The organism is Echinicola arenosa, assembly GCF_014841125.1.
Classification (GTDB): domain Bacteria; phylum Bacteroidota; class Bacteroidia; order Cytophagales; family Cyclobacteriaceae; genus Echinicola; species Echinicola arenosa.
In genome coordinates this window covers 303,747-325,579 of the sequence record NZ_JACYTQ010000002.1, presented here as the reverse complement: position 1 = coordinate 325,579, position 21,833 = coordinate 303,747, and the positions used below count along the sequence as shown (strand labels likewise).

At 39.3% G+C, this 21,833-nt stretch carries 21 protein-coding genes; 16 read left to right on the top strand and 5 right to left on the bottom strand.

What is annotated here, in order from left to right; genetic code table 11:
• Nucleotides 1-63: 63 nt before the first annotated feature.
• From IFO69_RS06195 to porN, 5 genes are all read left to right on the top strand, one after another.
• A complete protein-coding gene (locus IFO69_RS06195) occupies nucleotides 64-1,041 on the top strand; it encodes a PorP/SprF family type IX secretion system membrane protein (protein ID WP_192009210.1) in 978 nt (325 codons plus the stop codon).
• Nucleotides 1,042-1,157: 116 nt separating this feature from the next.
• Nucleotides 1,158-2,252 carry a T9SS ring complex lipoprotein PorK/GldK gene (gene porK, locus IFO69_RS06190; protein WP_192009209.1) on the top strand — a complete coding sequence of 365 codons (1,095 nt, stop codon included), beginning with the start codon at nucleotides 1,158-1,160 and terminating at the stop codon, nucleotides 2,250-2,252.
• A 55-nt stretch (nucleotides 2,253-2,307) separates the two neighbouring features.
• On the top strand, nucleotides 2,308-3,120 hold the full coding sequence (gene porL / locus IFO69_RS06185) for a type IX secretion system motor protein PorL/GldL (RefSeq protein WP_192009208.1): 813 nt from the start codon (nucleotides 2,308-2,310) through the stop codon (nucleotides 3,118-3,120).
• Nucleotides 3,121-3,157: 37 nt separating this feature from the next.
• Nucleotides 3,158-4,759, top strand: coding sequence for a type IX secretion system motor protein PorM/GldM (gene porM, locus IFO69_RS06180; RefSeq protein WP_192009207.1), 1,602 nt, complete (start codon nucleotides 3,158-3,160; stop codon nucleotides 4,757-4,759).
• Nucleotides 4,760-4,811: 52 nt separating this feature from the next.
• Nucleotides 4,812-5,633: a type IX secretion system ring subunit PorN/GldN gene (porN, locus tag IFO69_RS06175; protein ID WP_192009206.1), complete on the top strand. Its 822-nt coding sequence runs from the start codon at nucleotides 4,812-4,814 to the stop codon at nucleotides 5,631-5,633.
• A 50-nt stretch (nucleotides 5,634-5,683) separates the two neighbouring features.
• Here the strand turns inward: porN and uvrC are convergent, their stop codons facing one another.
• The 3 genes from uvrC to porW all read right to left on the bottom strand — a co-directional run bounded on the left by uvrC (nucleotide 5,684) and on the right by porW (nucleotide 12,510).
• Nucleotides 5,684-7,477 carry an excinuclease ABC subunit UvrC gene (gene uvrC, locus IFO69_RS06170; protein ID WP_192009205.1) on the bottom strand — a complete coding sequence of 598 codons (1,794 nt, stop codon included), beginning with the start codon at nucleotides 7,475-7,477 and terminating at the stop codon, nucleotides 5,684-5,686.
• Nucleotides 7,478-7,544: 67 nt separating this feature from the next.
• Nucleotides 7,545-9,857 carry a penicillin-binding protein 1A gene (locus tag IFO69_RS06165; RefSeq protein ID WP_192009204.1) on the bottom strand — a complete coding sequence of 771 codons (2,313 nt, stop codon included), beginning with the start codon at nucleotides 9,855-9,857 and terminating at the stop codon, nucleotides 7,545-7,547.
• Between the two features lie 7 nt (nucleotides 9,858-9,864).
• Nucleotides 9,865-12,510 carry a type IX secretion system periplasmic lipoprotein PorW/SprE gene (gene porW, locus IFO69_RS06160; RefSeq protein WP_192009203.1) on the bottom strand — a complete coding sequence of 882 codons (2,646 nt, stop codon included), beginning with the start codon at nucleotides 12,508-12,510 and terminating at the stop codon, nucleotides 9,865-9,867.
• Between the two features lie 108 nt (nucleotides 12,511-12,618).
• On the opposite strand from porW, the gene IFO69_RS06155 reads away from it, so the two are divergent.
• From IFO69_RS06155 to atpG, 10 genes are all read left to right on the top strand, one after another.
• Entirely contained in the window at nucleotides 12,619-13,500 is an 882-nt protein-coding gene (locus IFO69_RS06155) for a M23 family metallopeptidase (protein ID WP_192009202.1), read from the top strand.
• Between the two features lie 2 nt (nucleotides 13,501-13,502).
• On the top strand, nucleotides 13,503-13,961 hold the full coding sequence (locus tag IFO69_RS06150; protein WP_192009201.1) for a bactofilin family protein: 459 nt from the start codon (nucleotides 13,503-13,505) through the stop codon (nucleotides 13,959-13,961).
• Entirely contained in the window at nucleotides 13,915-14,151 is a 237-nt protein-coding gene (locus IFO69_RS06145) for an AtpZ/AtpI family protein (protein ID WP_192009200.1), read from the top strand. Before IFO69_RS06150 ends, IFO69_RS06145 begins: the two co-directional genes overlap by 47 nt.
• A gap of 51 nt (nucleotides 14,152-14,202) precedes the next feature.
• Nucleotides 14,203-14,586: a hypothetical protein gene (locus tag IFO69_RS06140; protein WP_192009199.1), complete on the top strand. Its 384-nt coding sequence runs from the start codon at nucleotides 14,203-14,205 to the stop codon at nucleotides 14,584-14,586.
• A 19-nt stretch (nucleotides 14,587-14,605) separates the two neighbouring features.
• Nucleotides 14,606-15,631 (top strand): F0F1 ATP synthase subunit A, encoded by a 1,026-nt coding sequence (atpB, locus tag IFO69_RS06135; RefSeq protein WP_192009198.1) that lies wholly within the window; start codon nucleotides 14,606-14,608, stop codon nucleotides 15,629-15,631.
• A 33-nt stretch (nucleotides 15,632-15,664) separates the two neighbouring features.
• Nucleotides 15,665-15,922 (top strand): ATP synthase F0 subunit C, encoded by a 258-nt coding sequence (gene atpE, locus IFO69_RS06130; RefSeq protein WP_186753890.1) that lies wholly within the window; start codon nucleotides 15,665-15,667, stop codon nucleotides 15,920-15,922.
• 79 nt (nucleotides 15,923-16,001) lie between these two features.
• Nucleotides 16,002-16,496 carry a F0F1 ATP synthase subunit B gene (locus IFO69_RS06125; RefSeq protein WP_192009197.1) on the top strand — a complete coding sequence of 165 codons (495 nt, stop codon included), beginning with the start codon at nucleotides 16,002-16,004 and terminating at the stop codon, nucleotides 16,494-16,496.
• Nucleotides 16,497-16,505: 9 nt separating this feature from the next.
• The gene (gene atpH / locus IFO69_RS06120; RefSeq protein ID WP_192009196.1) at nucleotides 16,506-17,066 is read left to right on the top strand and encodes an ATP synthase F1 subunit delta; all 561 of its coding nucleotides are present in this window, start codon (nucleotides 16,506-16,508) and stop codon (nucleotides 17,064-17,066) included.
• Nucleotides 17,067-17,100: 34 nt separating this feature from the next.
• Nucleotides 17,101-18,678: a F0F1 ATP synthase subunit alpha gene (gene atpA, locus IFO69_RS06115; RefSeq protein WP_192009195.1), complete on the top strand. Its 1,578-nt coding sequence runs from the start codon at nucleotides 17,101-17,103 to the stop codon at nucleotides 18,676-18,678.
• Nucleotides 18,679-18,736: 58 nt separating this feature from the next.
• Nucleotides 18,737-19,609, top strand: a complete 873-nt coding sequence (gene atpG / locus IFO69_RS06110; protein WP_192009194.1) for an ATP synthase F1 subunit gamma — start codon at nucleotides 18,737-18,739, stop codon at nucleotides 19,607-19,609.
• A gap of 58 nt (nucleotides 19,610-19,667) precedes the next feature.
• Here the strand turns inward: atpG and lipA are convergent, their stop codons facing one another.
• Both lipA and IFO69_RS06100 read right to left on the bottom strand, forming a co-directional pair.
• Nucleotides 19,668-20,546, bottom strand: a complete 879-nt coding sequence (lipA, locus tag IFO69_RS06105) for a lipoyl synthase (protein WP_192009193.1) — start codon at nucleotides 20,544-20,546, stop codon at nucleotides 19,668-19,670.
• A gap of 59 nt (nucleotides 20,547-20,605) precedes the next feature.
• Nucleotides 20,606-21,337: a hypothetical protein gene (locus tag IFO69_RS06100; protein ID WP_192009192.1), complete on the bottom strand. Its 732-nt coding sequence runs from the start codon at nucleotides 21,335-21,337 to the stop codon at nucleotides 20,606-20,608.
• A gap of 68 nt (nucleotides 21,338-21,405) precedes the next feature.
• Between IFO69_RS06100 and IFO69_RS06095 the strand changes: the two genes are divergently transcribed.
• The gene (locus IFO69_RS06095; protein ID WP_192009191.1) at nucleotides 21,406-21,810 is read left to right on the top strand and encodes an OsmC family protein; all 405 of its coding nucleotides are present in this window, start codon (nucleotides 21,406-21,408) and stop codon (nucleotides 21,808-21,810) included.
• Nucleotides 21,811-21,833: the final 23 nt, after the last annotated feature.

Genomic DNA, 21,833 nt, shown 5'->3' with positions numbered 1-21,833 from the left:
AAGGTAAATTCGATTATAATTGTGTAGACTAGATATATTGAGGATAATATACTTTTAATACACATGAAAAAGAGAATTTACCTTTGTTTTATACTTTTTTCAAGCATATCCCTTGGAATAATTACCAGTTCGTCAGTGATGGCGCAGCAAGATGCCCAGTTTACACAATACATGTATAATGGGCTTTTTTATAATCCTGCTTATGCAGGCCAAAAAAGTGGATATAGATTTTCAGCACTACACAGGAGTCAATGGCTAGGCTACAGCACCTCTACCGGGCAAGGAGGAGCCCCTACCACCCAGTTACTTACCGCTAGTGGTAGAATCCCAACAATGAATTTTGGTTGGGGTTTGTCATTTACAAATGATGATATTGGTCCAACTACTAATCAGGATATCAATCTATCTTTGGCTTATCATCGTAAGTTAAGGAGAGGGACGCTTAGCTTAGGTGTGTTTGGAGGTGTGTTTTCAAGCACCATAAAATATGATGAGATAGATGTAGTCAATCCTGACCCAAGTATTCCTATGGGCGGGGATGAGAGTCAAATGAGTGCTAATTTTGGAGCTGGATTATTGTATGAAACTACAAAGTATTATGTAGGACTTAGTTCCCGTCATATTAATGAGCCTACCTTTGATTTCGGAAATGGCGCATTTGATAATCAATTAAACAATCATAGTTATTTGCAGGTTGGATATAGAATAAGTACGTTTGCACAAGTGACTTTTGACCCAAGTATATTGGTGAAAAGTGTAGGTTTTAATAATTTTTCATATGATGTCAGCGTTATAGCCACACATAATGATAGGATTAGTGGCGGATTGGCATATAGAGGGGAAGAGTCCTTGTCAGTATTATTTGGATATCAATTGTTAAGAGATAGGTCCCTAAGGTTAGGGTATGCGTTTGATTTGGTAGTTGGTGGGAATGAGGCAAAAGCCCCTAGTTCGCACGAATTTATGTTGTCGTATAATTTACCATCAGTAACGAGAAAAGTACAAAAGATCATACAAAGAACACCGCGATTTAGGTATTAAGGAAGGATTAAATTTTTCCTAATTTTTGCTTTGTTTTAGTATTTTCTGTTAAATTTCGATCTTGGTAAATCGACGTTAATCAAGTAATTCAGGAATTGTCAACTAAAGTGTCATATATGTACAAGAAAATGAACTCACGGTATTTGACGGGAGTAATGGTGCTGGCAGCATCGGTGCTTCTACAAGGCTGTGGTCTTTTTGGTAGTAAGGGATCTGCCAGTGAAAAGGCCAACGCCTCAGGTGAGGTGACAGGTGTGCCAAACCGATCGGGCTGGCAACAAACTCTACCACACGAAATGGTTCCGGTGAAAGCGGGGACTTTTTGGATGGGACAGGCTGATGAAGATATCGCCGTAAGTAAGTCATCTTTGAACAAGCAGGTTACGATATCTGAATTTTATATGGACAAGTATGAAGTGTCCAATAATAAGTATCGTCAATTTTTGGAAGCTGTAAGAATGGGGGAGCTTGCCCTGTCCACACCTACTACCTTAAAAGATCCTCCTCAATTCAATATCGATGAATTACTTCCGGATACCACTGTTTGGTCCCAAAGTTTCACCCACCACTATGGAGATCCGTTGATGGAGTATTATTTTGAACATCCTGCATTTGATGATTACCCAGTAGTTGGTATTTCTTGGGAACAAGCCAAAAAATTCTGTGAGTGGAAGACTTATCACATGAATGCCAACGATAAGTCGGAATACGATATGCCAAGATTCAGACTTCCTTCAGAGGCTGAGTGGGAATATGCTGCCAAAGGTGGTAAAGAAATTGCAAAGTACCCTTGGGGAGGTCCATATCTAAAAAATAGAAGAGGTTGTTTGATGGCCAACTTTAAACCTGGTAGAGGTAATTACATCGATGATGGCTTTGCCTATACTGCCCCTGTTGATACTTATGCTCCAAATGGCTTCGGTATTTACAACATGTCAGGTAATGTTGCTGAATGGGTAGAAGATGCCTACAATCCGGCTGGAAGTGCTTTGACTTGGGATCTGGACCCGAAGTATGAAGATGAAAATGAATCAAGAAAAGTGGTTCGTGGAGGTTCTTGGAAAGATATTGCCCATTATCTTGAAACCAGTACACGAACTTATGAATACCAAGATGTCAAGACTGCCCACATCGGTTTTAGAACGGTGATGACCTTTATCGGTAGATCCGGTTCCATGGACGTAAGAGCATCAAGACGAAGAAGACGTTAATCACTACACTAAATCACACACACACACACATTAATTAACTATACTTTTACTACCTATGTCAAAAAACAACGAAAATTCATTTGCTCATAAGTTTTATGGCACGATTATGCCAAAGATTTATGGGATTGGTGCCGCAGTAGTTATTCTAGGAGCCATGTTCAAAATCCTAGATTGGCCATTTGCTTCCCTAATGATTGGAGTAGGGCTTTCCACCGAAGCCTTGATTTTCTTCTTATCTGCTTTTGAACCCAAAGCTAAAGAAGTGGATTGGAGCAAAGTTTACCCTGAACTTGCTGATGAGGCTGCGCCAGCAAAACCTCGTAAGGCAGCGGTTGCAGCGGTTGCGAGTGATAATGTTTCTCAGAAGTTGGACAAAATGCTAGAAGATGGAAACATAGGTTCTGATCTTATTGAAAATCTAGGTAGAGGTCTTCAGAATTTGGCCAAGTCTACTGAAAAAATGGGCACCGTGGCAGATGCAGCAGTAGCGACATCCGAATACGCAGAAAATGTAAAAACAGCATCCCGAACTTTAGTTGATATTAACCAATCTTACAGTAAAACTGCTGCGGCATTGACAGAAATGTCTTCTGCATCCCAAGAAGCAAAGGAATACCGTGATCAGGTAGTTTCTGTAACCCAAAACCTTTCTGCATTGAACGCAGTGTATGAAATGGAATTACAAGACGCTAACAGTCATGTGAAAGTTCTTAATAAGTTCTACTCTAACGTGACAGCAGCTATGGAAGGCTTGAATGAAGCCGGTAAAGAAACTGAAACATTCAAGGCCGAATTGGCTAAATTAAACAAAAACGTTAGCTCGTTGAACAACATTTATGGTGGCATGTTGACCGCCATGAAAGGTTGATTTAAATTTATTGTAGAACTAAAATTTAACTGGATATATGGCCGGTGGTAAAGAGACGCCACGGCAGAAGATGATCGGGATGATGTATCTCGTTCTGACCGCTCTGCTGGCGCTACAAGTAAGTAATCAGATCCTTCAGAAGTTTATTCTTCTGAACGATGGCTTGGAAAGAACTTCCAAGAATTATAGATTAAAAAATGTCAAGACAGTAGACAATATACGGTCAATTGTTGATGAGCAAGGCAATAATGCCAAAGATGTGCCCAAAGTGAAGGCTGCTGAGCAAATCAGGGAAAAGACCTCCGAAATCTTTAACTATTTGGAAGGGCTGAAGCAGGACCTTATCACCACATCCAATGCGATCAATGATGAAGGGCAGTTTAAAAACAGTGCCTTGAAAAACACGGATATTGCTGGTAATATCTTTAACAATAATAAGAAGGGGTATGAAATGCAGGAGAAGCTAAATGCTTATCCTCAAGAGGTATCTGCCATCTTAAAAGAAATAGGTGTTCCACTCGAGTTCGAGAAAATCGCTAAGGATGCTGAAGAAATTGACCTATTCAAGAATGATCCGGACGTTAGATACAAGGACTTCGTTAATTTAAACTTTGTTAAATCCCCCTTAGGGGCTGTATTGGCAATTATCAGTCAATATGAAAATGAGGTATTGAATATTGAGAGTGAGGCTTTGTCTGAATTGTCCCAGTCATTGGGGTCTTTCTATATGAAGTCGGATATCTTCGAAGCAACCGTTTCGGCTAACTCCAATATTGTAGCAGCAGGGACCAAATTTGAAGGTAGTTTGTTCATCGCTTCTGCATCCTCTTCTGTTCAGCCAAAAATGACGGCAGATGGACGAGAGATTCCAGTAGAGAATGGCTTTGGAAAAATTAGTTTTCCTGTAGGGCCTGCTGATAGTTATGATGACAGAGGCCTTGCGAAGAGAACCTTGAAAGGGGAAATCATGGTAAATGTAGGAGGAGAAGATAAAGTGTTGTCAGTAGATTACGACTACTTTGTGGCCAATCCTACCATCGAAGTAACCGCAGAGGCCATTCAGCAGCTCTATGCGGAATGTGCCAATGAATTGAGCATCAAAGTGCCTGCTTTAGGTAACAGTTATGCACCTGAGTTTGCTGTGAGCAACGGACAAGCCATCAAGGGCAGTAAACCGGGTGATGTGACTATTATTCCGGGTAACTCTGGTAAAGTAAATATTGGAGTAAGTAGTGGTGGAGCCAAAATTGGTACCAAGACATACGACATCAGACCAGTTCCAGCTCCTACGATCAGACCCTTCGATGCTCGAGGCGCAATTGATCTAAGTACTCCATATCCTGCTCCAGGTCCATCTCAGCTATTAATAAAAGCTGTTCCTGAACCAACTTTTGGCAGAACAATGCCAAAAGACGCGAATTTTGAAGTTACAGGTGGAGTTGTGAAATTGCTAAGAAATGAGGTTCCTAGGGATCAGGTGAATATATCCGGAGAGAATGTGGCCATTAGAAGTCTGCTTGCAGCAGCGCGCAGTGGTGACGCTTTGGTAATTCAGGTTACTGAGATAACAAGAACCAATTTTAGAGGTAACAAAATTAAAAGTACGCAAAACGAAATCATCAGGATACCAATAAAGTAATTCAGAGCGTTTTGATTAAGAGGCCTTCATTTGAGGAGAAAAAGATATTGTTATGAAAATACTACATGTAAAATTCCTTGGAGCATTATTAGTGTTGATCATTTCCGCTTTGGGTGGAACGGTTAATGCTCAGGTTGGTGCGACCAGTGTCGATCCAACCAGTGGCGGCGACAGACAGTTTGAAGTGGATACTGTGTTCTCGGCCCACCCCATTCGGGAAGATGATAAAATGTATCAAATTGGGGTTTGGAGAAGAATTGACTTAAGGGAAAAATTCAACCATCCGCTTTATGGTACAGGTGATACCAAGCAAAACGGTATTGTCAACAGTATTTACAAAGCAGTTGTGGAAGAAAATGCATTGGAAGTATTTGCAGATGAGGAATTTAAAGAGCCTCTTTCCATTGCTGATTTTCAGACCAATTTCTGGATAGCAGCCAATGGTGACAGTATCTTTGTGAAAAATATCTATTATTTGGACTTTAAAGAAGATTTCTTGTTTGATAAGCATCATTCCCAAGTAAAGTTTGATATCAAATACCTTCATTTGGTGATGCCTTCCCAGACCAACTCTAATGCTGGTCAGAAGACAATTGCCTATATCAGGTACAAAGACTTCTATGAGTATTTTAAGAACCATCCAGAAGCGAAGTGGATCAACTTTAGTAATACTTCTAAAGACTTATCTTATAGCCAAGCATTTGATTTGAGATTGTTCAGGTCAGTGGTCAGGAAATATTCAAATGCGGATGATGCATTGATTGCGGACATGGTAGACCCTAACAATGCCACTCCAGAATTGCAGGCCTTCTTAGATGGTTTAAAGTTTGAATATGACCTTCTGGAATTTGAGAATAGTCTTTGGGAATGGTAGTCATTCGGATGAAGAAAAATAACAATAAAGCCGAGAGCATGCTTTCGGCTTTATTGTTTGATAAAATTGATGATTTTTTTTGCTTTGTCATTACCAATGATCTCCGCGATTTCCTCTTCAGAAGCTTCTCTGATTTTTTTAACTGACTTATAATGTTGCAATAACTTGTTGGTTGTTTGTGGTCCAATTCCTTCGATTTGGTCCAAGGCAGTTTTAAAAGAATTTTTACTTCTTACATCTCTGTGAAAGGTGATGGCAAATCTGTGGGCTTCGTCCCTTACACGTTGGATGAGCCTTAATGATTCTGATTTTTTATCGATATGAAGCGGGTAGGAGTCTTCTGGAAAATAAATCTCCTCTAGTTTTTTGGCAATGCCAATTACTGGAACCATTCCATAAATTCCTAAGGATTTCATGGCTTCCACAGCAGCGGAAAGCTGTCCTTTTCCGCCATCAATGACAATCAACTTAGGCAATGCTTTGTTTTCCTTGAGAAGTCGGCTGTAGCGCCTTCCTACAATCTCAGTCATGCTGGCAAAGTCATTGGGACCTTCTACTGTCTTAATATGAAAATGGCGGTATTCTTTTTTTGCAGGCTTGCCATCAAGAAAACAAACCATACTGGCTACAGGATAAGCGCCTTGAATATTGGAGTTATCAAAGCACTCTATATGATCAGGAATTTCTTTCAGTGAAAGGTCTTTTTGAAGTTGTAGCAGGATTCTGTTTTTCTTTTCCTTCACCTTTCCACTGGCCAAAGCTTTTTCCTTCTTGTAATACATGGCATTTTTCAGTGACAATTCGATTAGTTTTCTCTTATCTCCAATTTTTGGTACCACTAAGTGAAGCCCCTCAATGGGTTCTTCTAAATCAATATTGCTGATAATTTCCTTAGAGTCACTTTGGAATTGATCACGTAACCTAAAAATGGCCGTAAGCAAAAGCTCTTGCTCTGTTTCATCGAGCTTTTTCTTGAGTTCTACTGTTTTGGTAATGTGGATAGCGCCATTTTTAATTTTAAGGTAGTTCACAAAGGCAAACTTCTCATCAGTGACGATGGAGAAAACATCCAAACTGGTGATTTGCGGGTTGGCAACCAAAGATTTAGCTTGGTATTTTTCTAATAATTCCAGCTTGTCTTTGTACCGTTGAGCTGCTTCAAAGGCAAGATTTTCTGCTGCCTCTTGCATCCTGGATTTAAAAAAAGCCTTGGGAATACCGAGGTTTCCTTTTAGAATATTTTTGGCTTGGTCAATGTCTTTTAGATAACTGTCTTCCGATTGTAGCCCTTCGCATGGCCCCAGACAGTTTCCAATGTGGTATTCCAGGCAAACCTTGTATTTTTGCTCTGCAATTTTGTATGGATTTAAATCAAGTTTGCAGGTACGGATTGTAAATAAGCTCCTGATCAACTCCAATACATTGTTCATGGCTTTAACACTGGCAAAGGGACCGTAATAAGTTCCTCTTGAGGGAATTACTTTTCGTGTGGGGTAGATTTGCGGAAAATGCTCTTTAGTGACTAAAAGGTATGGATAGGTCTTGTCATCTTTAAGAAGAATGTTGTATTTGGGCTGGGATTTTTTGATGAGATTATTTTCCAATAATAAAGCATCAAACTCGGAATTGACCATGGTAAATTCGATCCTTCGAATCTCTTTTACCATTCTTTTGGTTTTCAAGTTCAGTCCAGCACTCTTCATAAAATAACTTGCTACCCTTTTTTTGAGGCTTTTGGCTTTTCCGACGTAGATTAAATCATCTTCTCCGTTGAAGTACTTGTAAACACCAGGTACATCGGGAAGTTTATGGTATTCATTTGGGCTATAGGAAGGACTTAACATATTTACAAATATAAAATAACAGCCCGATCAACGGGCTGTTTTAAGTATTCTAATCTGAAGAACGAACTTAGAAATCATTGGTTTGATGGTCATAATCAAAGTCCGTGAAATCATCTGATTGCAGGTCGTATTCATCGCAATCAAGTTCAACGCTGAGTGGTCTCTCAGGTTTTTCGAAAGGACCTTTGGTGATCCCTAAGCTAGGGTCATTATAGACTTTGGTCATATATTTCACCCAAATTGGCCTGGCTGTTCTTGCACCTTGCCCACTGATCCAACTTCTAAAGTGAATAGCACGATCATCACCTCCAACCCAAACGCCACTCACTAAATCTTTACTCAAACCAATGTACCATCCATCTGAAGCATTTTGGGTAGTTCCTGTTTTACCTCCCAGTTCATTGCCTTCCCTCAGACTCATCGGCACACCTTGACTGGTTCCGCCTCTTTCCTCATAGCCCCCTTTCAACATATGAAGCATCAAATAAGCATCTTCCTCACTCATGGCAGGTTGTTTTCTAGCAGGGAACTGATGTAATACATTGCCGTTTTTATCTTCTATTCTATCTATATAGAATGGTTTGATATGCTCTCCTTTATTGGCAAAGGTACTGGTTGCTCCGACCAATTCAAGAATGGAGACATCACTAGTTCCCAGGGCCAAGGCAGGAACAGGATCCAAATCACTGGTAATTCCAAGCCGATGGGCCGTTTCTACTACTACCTCTGGGCTTATTTGCTTCATCATATAAGCTGTGATGGAGTTGATGGATTGGGCCATGGCTTGTCTGATGGTCATTTTTTCATAAGTGAACTTTCCATCTGCATTTTCAGGAATCCAAGCTGGTTGGCCTGGGATATTGATTTCAACAGGCTGATCGACTACTGTGTAGCAAGGGCCATATCCATTTTCAATAGCTGCAGCATAAACAAATGGTTTGAAAGTAGAGCCAGGTTGACGTTTTCCTTCTCGGACATGGTCATATTTGAAGAATTTGTGATTCAAGCCACCAACCCAAGCTTTGATATGACCGGTGCGGGGATCCATGGAAACAAAGCCTGTTTGTAGGAAGGTTTTATAATATCTCAATGAATCCATTGAACTCATCAATGTGTCTATTTCTCCCTTTTCCCAAGAGAAAACTTTCATTTTTTTCTTTTCATTGAGCTTGATCTTCACTGAGTCGGAGTTGGCCCCATATTTATTTACCAAAACTCGGTAAGCTTCCGTCCTTTTGATCATGGTCTCCAAAAAGTTCGGTATTACTCTGTTTTCACTATCTATCCATGGCTCACGTCCATTTAGCTCTGCCTCAAATTTAGCTTGAAGCTCTTTCATGTGTTCCTCTACAGCTTCTTCTGCGTATTTTTGAAGACGACTATCTATTGTTGTATAAATGCGTAATCCGTCTCCATAAAGATCATAAGGCTTCCCATCAGCCTTCAGGTTTTCTTTGGCCCATTTATTCAAGTCAGCCTTGACAATCTCTCTAAAGTAAGTAGCTAATCCACGGTTGTGGCTTTCTACATTATAATCCAATTCAATAGGTAAGGAGGAAAGCGAATCATATTCAGCATCTGACAGGTAGTCATACTTGTTCATCTGATTCAGTACGGTATTCCTTCTCCTTAGTGCATTGTCGGGATTGTATACTGGACTGTAATAAGTCGGCGCTTTAAAAAGCCCCACCAATACCGCTGATTCTTGTACGTTAAGATCCTTTGGGTCTTTATTAAAAAAAGTTTTAGCAGCTGTTTTTATACCATAGGCATTGCTTCCAAACTCTGATGTGTTTAGGTACATGGTCAATATCTCATCTTTGGTATAAGCCTTTTCAAGCTGTGTAGCGACTATCCATTCTTTTGTTTTGATGATGAGCATACGAAGCCCTGGGATTCTGCTCAACGTACCTTGAGAGTCTTCTCCTCTGGTTTTGAAAAGGTTTTTAGCAGTCTGCTGACTCAAAGTACTACCTCCCCCGGAGCTGCTTTGCCCCATTAGGATAGTCTTGAAAAACACCCTTGCGAGGCCTTTTGGGTCAATGCCTGAGTGATCTTCAAACCTGATGTCTTCGGTTGCGATAAGTGCATTGACCAGATTCTTCGAGAGCTCATCATATTTTACGGGAGACCTATTTTCCCTGTAATATTTACCTAATAAAACGCCATCTGCAGAATACAGTTCTGAGGCAAGTTCGCTTTCAGGGTTTTCAAGGGCTTTGAAGTCTGGTAAATCACCGTAAAGGCCAAGAAAGTCTACACTTACAGACCAGACGAAAATGGCAAAGCCAAACAGCCCTGCAAAAAATACAATCCAAAGTGTTTTGACGATTTTTCCAGCCCAAGAGCCAGTTTTTGTAGTTTTTTTCTTATTACTCATGTTGTTATTAATAGGAGGCTTTGAAGAAAGCTTCGTATTCGGAGATATCTTTCCTTTTGTTCAGTTGTTGGAAGTTTTGTATTGAAATCACAAAACTACTCTTTTTTGTTTCCTCTGGTAGTGCCTCAGCTTTAAAATCTGTTAAGAACCTTTTTCTGTATTCCAATGCTTTTTCTGCATTGGAAAACGGGCTTACCAAAATGATTGAATTTTCCCTGTTAAAGGATAAACTGCCAGTCCTCAATCTAGAATTTGGATAATTCGCATCATGGAAATTTTCCATTTCAGCAGTCAGGTTTTTTGCTTTTGACACTTGGTCAGGGTTGATAATCAATATAAATATGTGTGTTTGGTTCTCGCCAACCTTATAGATGCTTTCAGGTTTTGTCGAGAGGCTGTCGTTAAGGGCAACCCCTGTCTTGTTGATAACTTGGACAGAGTCTTTTATAGCTATAGAATCTATTTTAGCGATTGGAGCTTTGTTAACTTCACCGGTCAGAACTGATAGCATATTTCTTGCCATTTTTACAAGCTCATCATTTTTTGTGGTACTAATGTATTGCTCCAGCCTGGTTTGATAAGTTTCTTTACTACCTGTCTTACCCGTGATCATAATGTCGAGTATCAATAATTTCTCCGTAACAGGTGTTAGGGGATAGTTGTCCAAAGTAGCTCTTATTAAGGAACGGGATTCATCATATCTGCCTTCTTTGAACAAGAGATATGCTTGATTATAGTTTTCTGCAGCATTTTTGTTTGCAATGGTCCCTGAAGACTCTTCTACAGGATTATTGACCGATTTTGTGAATGGAGAATCGGGATACTCTTTGTTTAATTTATTGGCATAGAATTCCGTTATTCCATTAGTTTCTCTTTCAATCAAATATAATGTATAATACGCTTCTGGTTTTTTTTCAGAATCAGGATATTCCTGAATCAGCTTCACCAAATAATCTCGGGCCAGATCAGGTCTATTCAGTTCAAAGAAAAGTACTTTTCCTAACTCGAAATAAGAAGTTTCCAGCTCTTCATTTAGCTGAGAGATCATGACAGGATCATTTGGAATTGCCGCTAATAAGCCTGCCTTATCAGGAAGAGTGCTCGTAATAGTTTCAGAAGGTTCAACTATAGTGGAAGTATCATTAGTACTGTTGATATTATCAGTATAGTTGGATGCTGATTGGAAGCCGCTGGCATTTCTACGCCAATTATCAGCAAGCGGCCTATTTCCCCAATTTCTGAAAAACTCAATTTCACCTTGTTGTATAGCGATTGGATTATCAAAATAGAAGGTGGCTCCAGTGTTATTTCCTCCAAATGCAAGTAAATTGTCAAATATACTGCTGTTTTTTTCTGGGGTTTTCTTCTTGGCCTCCGCTAGTAACCTTTCTTCCTCTTTTTGAATATAATCCTCTGCAATTTTTTCCTGTTCTTCCCGACTAAGTTGACTGATTCTGATCAGGCTATCATTTTTAGTAATTGTTTCGAAATTAACTGTATATATTTCCAGTACATCTTTTTTGGCTGATAAAGTGTTAAAAGGTTTGTCTTCTGGTTTGAAGTATTGAAGTGCGCTGTCTAAGTAGTAGGAGGAAGATCTATAGTCCTCTTTTTGGTCAAAATATATTTCAGCCAGTTTTTCATAGATATAGCCTTTCTGGATATCATTTTTCCCAGTTTCTTGTGCCGCCTTATGGAGTAAGCTTATGCCTTCCTCAATTTCGTTTTGTTTCAGTTCAAAAAGTGCTTTTTCATACAGTACAACGTCCCTTAAGTCTTGGTTTTTTCGGTTTTTGTAAAGGTCATCATAATACTCTCGCACCTTTCTGTAATCTTTGCTTTTTTCCAATTCTGCGACTTTCTGGGCGTAGAGTTGGGAGAAAAATGTAAGTTCGTATGGAGGATTGCCTTCCATAGCACTTCTATAGTAGGAATACGCTTGGGCGTCAAAACCTTCTCTTTGATACAATTGGGCCAAGGTGAAATAGAGCCTCGAACTTTCTGAATTATCTTTACTTAGTTCCAGTGCCTTTTCTAAGGCTGCGATCAAACCGTCTTTTTCTTGCCTTACTTCATAGTAGTAGGCCAAAGTCTTGTAAAGGTTCTTTTTATTTTCCTTGCTGATTTCAGCTTCTTTAGAGAGAAAATCTATAACATAGGAAGCGTCATCAAATTTTCTTTGGTCAATAAAAATTCGAAGGAGTTGGATGAGGGCTTGATGTCTCACATCATTGTTTTCTCCATTTACATTAAGATATTTAAATGTGTTGATGGCATCATCCGTTTTTGCTTCATAATAATCGATCAACCCAATCAAGTAATAGCTGTCATCTACCCAGTTGCTGATCCTGTGCCAGTCTATGGCCTTTGCTGCGAGTTCTCTTGCTTCTGCAAGTTTTTCTTCATTTTTGTCGACTGTTGAACTATCTATTGGAGTGAATACAGGAAGTATTTGAGTGTAATCTTCTTGATAAGCTTGTTTGAAATTGTCCTCGACTTCATCGATTTTTTCTTTGGCAAGAAAATAGGCATTGAACTTTGCCGTTACATTGTGGTACATCCTATTGGTAAACGTATCTTTTTGTGAAGAGCAGCCCGATACACTAAATAAAAGAAGTATAATAAGATAATAATGCTTTCTCACGTCCACCATTTAAAGTTTTAATCAAAATCCCAAATTAGCGCTTTTGAATCAATAATTTAAACGCTTATGTTTAATATTATATTTTTGTAACTTAATTCACCGCAAAAAATAAATCACTTGAGTCTAAAACAAAAGATAAAGAGCTGGATTGAAAACAAGTACCTTTTTGTCATTAGGAGGGAAGAAGATTTTTCAGTAATTACCTCTCTAAGTATCAATAAAATCAGGGTAGGCCTCATATTGGTTTTTACTTTGCTTTGCTTTTTTCTGATATCTTTAATCATGTCAAAGACTTTTTTGGCAAGCTGGTTTGATCCTTCATATCAGGAGTCTGAAAACATGAAGAAGATATACGCCTTGTCTCAAACCGTAGATTCTTTGATGGTAGAAGTTCAGGCCAAGGATAGGTACGTGGAAAATATACAAAAGATAATAGATGGGGAATATGAGGAAGAATCGGTAGAAAGAGAAGAGGATAGTGTGACAGGCAATCAAGAGCCGTTTAAAAATCCCAAAAGTGAAGATTTATACAAAAAAGGTGAAGCAACCCAAAGTGTCATCGAAGAGTTTCAGGCTGCTCCGCCAGATGAAAGAAGTTTCGAACGGATATCTACCAGTTCTTTTACTGAAACCTATTTCTTCTCTCCACTAAAGGGAATTGTTACGGGTAGTTTTGATATGGCTAAAGATCATTTGGGCGTTGATTTGGTGGCTGAGGAAAATGAGCCGGTCAAGTCAGTGGCTGATGGGACGGTAGTTTTGGCCAGTTGGACTTTGGAGACTGGGTATGTGATAGCGGTACAGCATTCGAACGAATTGATTTCAATTTATAAGCATAATTCTGTATTATTGAAATCAGTAGGGGAGCCTGTAAGTGGTGGAGAAGTTATTTCTGTGGTAGGCAATACCGGAGAACAGACTACTGGTCAGCACCTTCACTTTGAATTGTGGTATAAGGGGAACCCACAAAACCCTCAAGAATTTATAACATTCGATTAGTTATGTTTAATAAAGGAGAAGAAAAAAAATCAGTAGCGGAGATGGTAAACTCCAGTAATGTAATCGCAAAAGAGACAACAATCAAAGGTGATATCATCACTTTTGGAAATATTCGTATTGAAGGAACTGTCGAGGGAACCTTGAGCTCAAAGACAAAAATTGTCATTGGGGACTCTGCCCGTTTGGTAGGTAATATTGATACCAAGGAGGCTGAAATTGCAGGAAAGGTTGAGGGGGAGATCAGGTGTTCCGACATTTTGTTCCTGAAAAAAACTGCGGATATCGATGGAGATATTTTTACAAGAAAATTGGTGATTGAAAACGGAGCAGTATTCAACGGGATTTGTAAAATGATCGAAGAGAGCGATAGCAAAGAAATTGAGTTGCCTGTGAAAAACAACACTAAGTCTAAGGATGACAAAACAGAACTTACCAAAGGAAAAGAAGTCATCACAGGATAATTATCCTGAGTATGTAAAATATATTGGCCTTGCTTTCCAAATGTGTGCAATTATAGGTTTGGGAACTTGGCTTGGATGGATTGTTCAAGATAGAAGCCAAATGAAATTTCCTGTTTGGCTTCTTCTTTTTTGTTTTGTTTCCATTGTAGTAGCCTTTTATAGTTTATTCAAGTCAATGAAAAAAGACTAAGGCCTTGAGAAGAAATAAAATGTAACTTTGCGGAAAATATTTTCTCAAGCAATGAAATTATTGAAGTCTCATACCGTTTCCCTTGTTTTACTTACGTTGGCCATTGTACTACTAACCCTATTGGTGCAATTTGCATGGCCCACTTTAATCCATGGACGCATCTGGCAAATCATCATTTTTTACTTTGGCTTAATGCTGCTTAGCGGAAAACTTATTCAATTTTTGCTAAAACAGTCAGAAGAAAATTCTGTTGCAATTGTTTTGGGAGCAACAATATTAAGGTTTTTGGCGAGTCTGATTTTTATTGCTATTTGCTTATTTACCAAAATAGATAATAAGATTCTGTTTTTTGCTGATTTTTTTGTGATCTATTTGTTGTATTTGTTGTTTGATATATACAGCTTAATAACTAACTTGCGCCCTCATTCTAAGTAGGTCTATAATAAATTAGTTGATGTTTCGTAAGATTCTGTGCATAAGCACCTTGATGTCAGTGTTTTTACTGGCGCTTTCAACTGCGACTTTTGCCTCATCACCTGAGGAAGGCGGAGAAAATAAGACAGGTTTTATCATGCACCACATTAAGGATTCGCATGAATGGCATTTTGCTACAATGGGTCATACCCATGTAACCTTGCCTTTACCAGTGATTATCTATTCATCCGACCGTGGTTTGGAATTTTATTCTTCCACTGATTTTCAAGATCATGAAACCCACAAGTTTGGGGTTGAGCATGAAGGTTATTATATCAATGAGCACGATAAGCTACATGCTGTAGATGAAAGCAGGTTTATCATAGACTTATCAATCACTAAGAACGTGGCAATGCTAATTATAGTTCTTGTTGTGATCTTCTTTTTGATTTTCTCTGCTGTTAAGAACTACAAAAACAATCCCAATGGAGCACCAAAAGGGGTTGCCTCTTTTGTTGAGCCGCTTGTTCTTTTTGTAAGGGATGAGGTGGCTAAGCCAAATATTGGTCCAAAATACAAAAAGTTTACACCGTACTTATTGACCATATTTTTCTTTATCTGGATAGGTAACTTGCTTGGTTTGGTTCCAGGTGCTGCTAACTTGACTGGAAATATTGCCGTGACAATGACCTTGGCAGTATTCACCTTTTTTGCAACCAACCTTAATGGAAATAAAGAATACTGGAAGCACGTGGTGGCTACTCCTGGAGTGCCATTGCCACTTTTGATCGTAATTGTTCCCGTAGAAATTATCGGTTTATTTACAAAGCCATTTGCCTTGATGGTCCGACTATTTGTTGCGATCACTGCAGGCCATATTGTAATCCTAAGTTTTATAGGTTTGATCTTCGTATTTGAATCCTACGCAGTAGGTGTGGCGAGTACGGTGATGGTGGTATTTATCAACTTGATTGAATTGTTGGTAGCGACTATCCAGGCTTATGTATTTACCTTGTTCTCTGCAATGTACATTGGTGCAGCTGTGGCAGAGCATGATCATCATTAAATTTCTTTGTTCAATTTATAAATAATAACACGTATGTTAACTTCATTATTATTGACTGCTGGTATCGCTCTTTTGGGTGCTGGTATCGGTGCTGGAATTGTAGCGATAGGCGCAGGTCTAGGTATCGGTAGAATCGGTGGTCAGGCTATGGAAGGTATTGCAAGACAACCTGAAGCAGCTGGTAAAATCCAAACTGCTATGTTGATTATTGCAGCCCTTATTGAAGTGGTTTCCCTATTTGCGGTAGTAGTTTGTCTACTAATTGCTCTTAACGAGAACATCACTTTCTAAGAAGTGCAAAGAATGGGGACAGGCGTTAGGTCTGTCCCTACTTTAAGATTTGAACAAAACAGCTTAAAATTTTATATAGATGGATCTTATAATTCCTGGTTCTGGATTAATCATTTGGCAAATTATTGGTTTTGGGATTCTTTTGATTATCCTAGGCAAATTTGCTTGGAAACCAATTCTTTCTGCCCTAGAGGAGCGTGAAAGTGCAATCGAAGGAGCACTAAAAGCTGCCGAGAATGCAAGAAATGAAATGGCCAACTTGAAGGCTGAGAATGAGAAATTGCTTCAAGAAGCTAGATTGGAAAGAGATCAGATTTTGAAATCTGCCAATGATACTTCTGTTAAGCTTATTGAAGATGCGAAGAATGAAGCATCCAAGGTAGGAGCAAAAATGATTGAAGATGCTAAAGCAGTAATTGAAACAGAGAAAAAGGCAGCTTTATCAGAAGTGAAAAATCAAGTGGCTACTTTGGCGCTTGAGGTAACAGAGAAGTTGTTGCGCAAAAACCTTGAAGCTGAAAAAGCACAGCAAGAGCTTGTAGAGGAATTTGTAAAAGATCTTAAGTTAAATTAATCAGAACGAATGTCAGTAACTAGAGTCGCTTCTCGGTACGCCAAATCCTTGCTGGAGCTGGCAGTGGAAAAAGGAATACTGAAGGAAGTACACCAAGATATGCAGCAATTACTTTCTGTAGTTGCTTCCAATAGGGATTTTGCTTTATTGCTGAAAAGCCCAATAGTGAAGTCTGATGTAAAAGCTAAGGTGGTAAAAGAGGTGTTTTCTAAATCCGCTCAGGAGCTAACTTTGACTTTCTTTGATATTATTTCAAGAAAGAACAGAGAAGATATCCTTACTGATATTGCAAAGGAATTCCACGGACAATATAACATTCATCAAGATATTCAAGTAGCGGAGTTGACCACTACTTTTGAAATCAATGATGATTTAAGAAAAGCTTTTGAGGCTGCTGTGAAAGAAATCTCAGGAAGATCCAAGGTAGAATTGGTGGAGAAGATTGACAAGGATATTATCGGTGGTTTCGTGCTTAAAGTAAATGATCGTCAGTTAGACGAATCAATGAGTAGCAAGTTGAAGGCATTAAGATTGGAGTTTTCGAGTAATCATTACGAGAAACGATTTTAAATAAACAGAAAAAACTATATAACTATATTCAAGAATGGCAGAAGTAAGACCTGATGAAGTTTCGGCGATTTTGAGAGAACAACTCTCTGGCGCTAAAACTGAAGCTGAACTGGAAGAAGTAGGGACTGTCCTACAAGTTGGTGACGGTGTGGCCCGTATATACGGACTATCAAAAGCCCAATCTGGTGAGTTGTTAGAGTTCGATAATGGACTTAAAGCAATGGTACTTAACCTAGAAGAAGACAATGTGGGTGCGGTACTTTTCGGAGACTCTCAAGGAGTTAAAGAAGGAGATACTGTAAAAAGAACCAAGCAGATTGCTTCTATTAAAGTAGGTGAAGGCATGCTGGGTAGAGTAGTAGACACCCTCGGCCAACCAATTGATGGAAAAGGTCCTTTAGAGGGTGAACTTTATGATATGCCTTTGGAACGTAAAGCTCCAGGTGTAATCTACCGTCAGCCTGTAAATGAACCACTTCAGACAGGTATCAAATCTATCGATGCCATGATTCCAATCGGAAGAGGGCAGAGGGAATTGATTATCGGTGACCGTCAGACTGGTAAAACTGCAGTGTCTATCGATACCATTCTTAACCAAAAAGAATTTTATGATAAGGGAGAGCCTGTATTCTGTATTTATGTAGCTATCGGACAGAAAGCTTCTACAGTGGCTGGTGTGGTTGCTGCCTTGGAAAAAGGCGGAGCACTTCCTTATACTGTTGTTGTCTCTGCTTCTGCTGCAGATCCAGCTCCAATGCAGTTCTTTGCGCCATTTACTGGTGCTGCTATTGGAGAATTCTTCAGAGATACAGGTCGTCCAGCATTGGTTGTTTATGATGATCTTTCTAAGCAGGCAGTAGCTTACCGTGAGGTATCGCTACTTCTTAGAAGACCTCCGGGACGTGAAGCTTATCCTGGTGATGTGTTCTATCTTCACTCAAGATTATTGGAGAGGGCTGCCAAAATCAACTCTTCTGATGCTATAGCAAAGGAAATGAATGATCTTCCTGAATCTTTGAAACCAATAGTTAAAGGTGGAGGTTCTTTGACCGCACTTCCTATTATTGAAACTCAAGCAGGTGACGTTTCTGCCTATATTCCGACTAACGTGATTTCAATTACTGATGGTCAGATCTTCTTGGAAACCAACTTGTTTAACTCAGGTATTCGTCCTGCCATTAACGTAGGTATCTCTGTATCCAGAGTAGGTGGTAATGCTCAGATCAAATCTATGAAGAAAGTGTCTGGTACACTTAAATTGGATCAGGCTCAGTTCCGTGAATTGGAAGCTTTCTCCAAGTTTGGTTCTGATTTGGATGCTACTACTAAGAGAACAATCGAAAGAGGTCGTAGAAACCAAGAGATATTGAAGCAAAACCAATACTCTCCAGTGAAGGTGGAACTTCAAGCAGCCATTATCTATGCTTCTACTAAAGGTTTGATGGATGCTGTTCCAGTAGCAAGAGCAAGAGAATTCGAAAAGGAATTCTATACCCTATTGACTACGCAATATCAAGATGCCATTACTGCTATTAAGAAAGGGGATCTTGACACAGCTGGTAAATTGTTGGAAAAAGCAGCAAAAGAACTTACACCTAAGTACGCAAAATAATTCATACATCCGCCTGCCTTAATTGGGAGGCGGATCCCTATATTCTATATTAGTAAATATGGCTAACTTAAAGGAAGTAAAAGAGAGGATCAATTCGGTAGTTTCTACTCAGCAAATCACCAAAGCTATGAAAATGGTAGCAGCGGCAAAGCTTAGGAGAGCACAGGATAAAATAACCCAGATGCGTCCTTATTCTCAGAAATTAACTGCCATTCTTAACAATGTTTCTTCTGGAAGTGAGGGTAGCAGCGATTTGGTTTATGCAGATAAGCGAGAGGTGAATAAAGTACTGATCGTTCCTGTAACTTCTGATAAGGGGCTATGTGGCGCTTTTAATACCAATATTATCAAGGCTACTTCTGCTGCCATCAATACAGAGTATGCTGGAAAGCATATTACCATCCTTCCTTTGGGGAAGAAAGCATTGGACGCATTTAAGAAACGTGAATTTGATATAGTTACGGACTATTCCAATGTATTTGCGGATGTCGCTTTTGACAATGTAAGTGCAGCTGCAGAATATGCCATGGAAGGATTTGTAAACGGTACCTTTGATAAAATTGTATTGGTTTACAATGAATTTAAAAATGTAGCCACCCAGATTGTTAGAAATGAGCAATTTCTTCCAATGGAGCAAGATGCTTCCGAAGAACAAACTTCTACTAACGTGGACTATATTATGGAACCTTCCAGAGAATATATTGTCCAAGAGTTGGTGCCTACTTCTTTAAAAATTCAGTTCTACAAAGCTGTTTTGGAAAGCAATGCCTCTGAGCATGGTGCTAGAATGACGGCAATGGATAAAGCAACTGAAAACGCAGGTGAGCTTCTTAAGGAACTTCGTTTGATGTACAACAGAACGCGTCAGGCAGCTATTACAAATGAAATTCTAGAAATTGTTGCTGGTGCGGAAGCATTGGGAGGCAATTAAGAAAAAATAAAATAGTATTATAAAAAAACTCTCCGCATAAGCAGAGAGTTTTTTGTTTTTATACGTTAACGTGTCTTTCGGCGTGGTAAGACGATCTTACCAAAGGGCCGGATTCGACATATTTAAGCCCTCTTTTTAATCCTTCTTCTCTATATAGGTCAAATAGGTCCGGATGGATAAATTCAGCAACTTCAATATGCATTTTTGTTGGTTGCAGGTATTGGCCTAGTGTCAAGATGTCGCAGCCATGTTCTGCTAAGTCATCCATTGCTTTGAATACCTCTTCTTTTGTTTCCCCTAATCCAAGCATTATACCTGTTTTGGTTCGCTTGCCATATTCTTTGGTAAGTTTGATTTGCTCAAGAGACCTCCAATATTTGGCTTGTGGACGAACCCTTCTGTAAAGGCTTTCCACCGTTTCCATATTGTGTGAAACGACTTCTTGACCTCCATCTATCATTCTATATAATGCATCCCAGTTTGATTTTACATCTGGGATCAAAGTTTCTATGGTAGTCTCTGGAGAGAGCTTTTTAGTCTCTACTACAGTTTGATACCATATTTCGGCTCCACGGTCTTTCAATTCATCACGGTTAACTGAAGTAAGGACGGCATGCTTAACGCCCATCAATTTGATGGCTTCAGCCACTCGTCTTGGTTCATCAGTATCATACTCTGGCGGTCTGCCTGTGGCTACAGCACAAAAAGAGCAGGAACGCGTACATACATTGCCCAGGATCATGAAAGTGGCTGTGCCGGCTCCCCAGCATTCTCCCATATTGGGACAATTTCCACTTTCACAGATGGTATGTAATTTATGTTCGTCTACAAGTTTTCTTACTTTGGCATATTCTTTCCCAACAGGTAGTTTTACCCTTAACCAATCAGGCTTTTTTCGTTTCTTGGACTCTTCGGATATTACGGGTAGTTCTATCATCTCTATATCTTAACTTATGGCAAAATTAAGGTTTTGTGCTTTGAAAACCAATTTGTGACTTACTTCCTGAACCCATAGAATAGAGTAAAATAAACAGACTGGAAAACCTGTCTGTTTTCTACGGTAGGCATAAGTACGATTTCTTTTGTAAAACCTTCCAATTCATATCCAAGTTCCAATCCGGTGACATTAGATTTAAAAACACCAAATTCAAAAGATAAGGCTGCTTTTGCATTGGCGCCAATAGCCAGTTCAGATTCCCCTAGGCCTTCAAAAAGTCTTCCGGGCCCTAAAAAATAGGCAAGTGATTGGTGGATCTCTGGATCATACTGTGCACGTGTGCTTTCTGATCTGCTAGTTGCGTATTCGACGTAATAAGGGGCTAGTAAACCAATTGTTGGTCCGATTGCAGAAAGTACGGATATTTGAACTCCCTTTTGAGGTGCTTTTTTGAATAAGATCAATTCTCGTCCATATTGGGGTCTGATACTATAAAGGTAATTGGACTTGCCATAAATGAAGCTATTGCCAAGCACCGTGCTATATCGGCTTTCTTTTGGGTTTTTCACATTGGCTAGTTCCAAAGAGAAAAATTGGAAGTTGGTTTCTGTAATCCGTGAACCAATTTTCAGATACAATCCTCCTATCAATCCTCCGTTGGTATTCTTATTAATACCAAAAAGGACTTCCTTGTCGTAATCGTAATCTCCCGCTTCCCTGCCTTGGGCCATTAAAAATGTAGGGACCACCCATAATATTAAAATGAAAAGATATTTTGTTCCTTTTGTCATATGTCCTAAGGAATTAAACGCTAATTTTGCTGTATAAGTTAATAAACTTCAAATAAAAATAAAGGTTTATGCCTACTATTAAAAGTGCCTACCTTGGAAATCTGCGAACCAGCCCTAAGCATTTACAATCTGGAGAGGAAATTATAACGGATGCTCCTTTAGATAATAATGGAAAAGGGGAAGCATTTTCTCCAACAGATTTGGTTGCAGCGGCCTTGGGGAGTTGTATGGTGACGATAATGGGAATTGTGGCAAATAAGGAAGGGAAGCAATTAGAAGGCTTGTCCTGGAACACGACCAAAGTCATGGAGGATAGTCCAAGAAAGATTAAGGAAATCATTATTGAGTTTAATTGGGATCATCCTTTTGAGGATGAAAAGTTGCTGCAAAAACTAAAAAATGCTGCCAGAACCTGTCCAGTGGCCTTGAGTTTAGCCTCTGATATAAAGCAGCACGTTATTTTTAATTTTTAAAAAGTAATATTTTTTACTTCTAA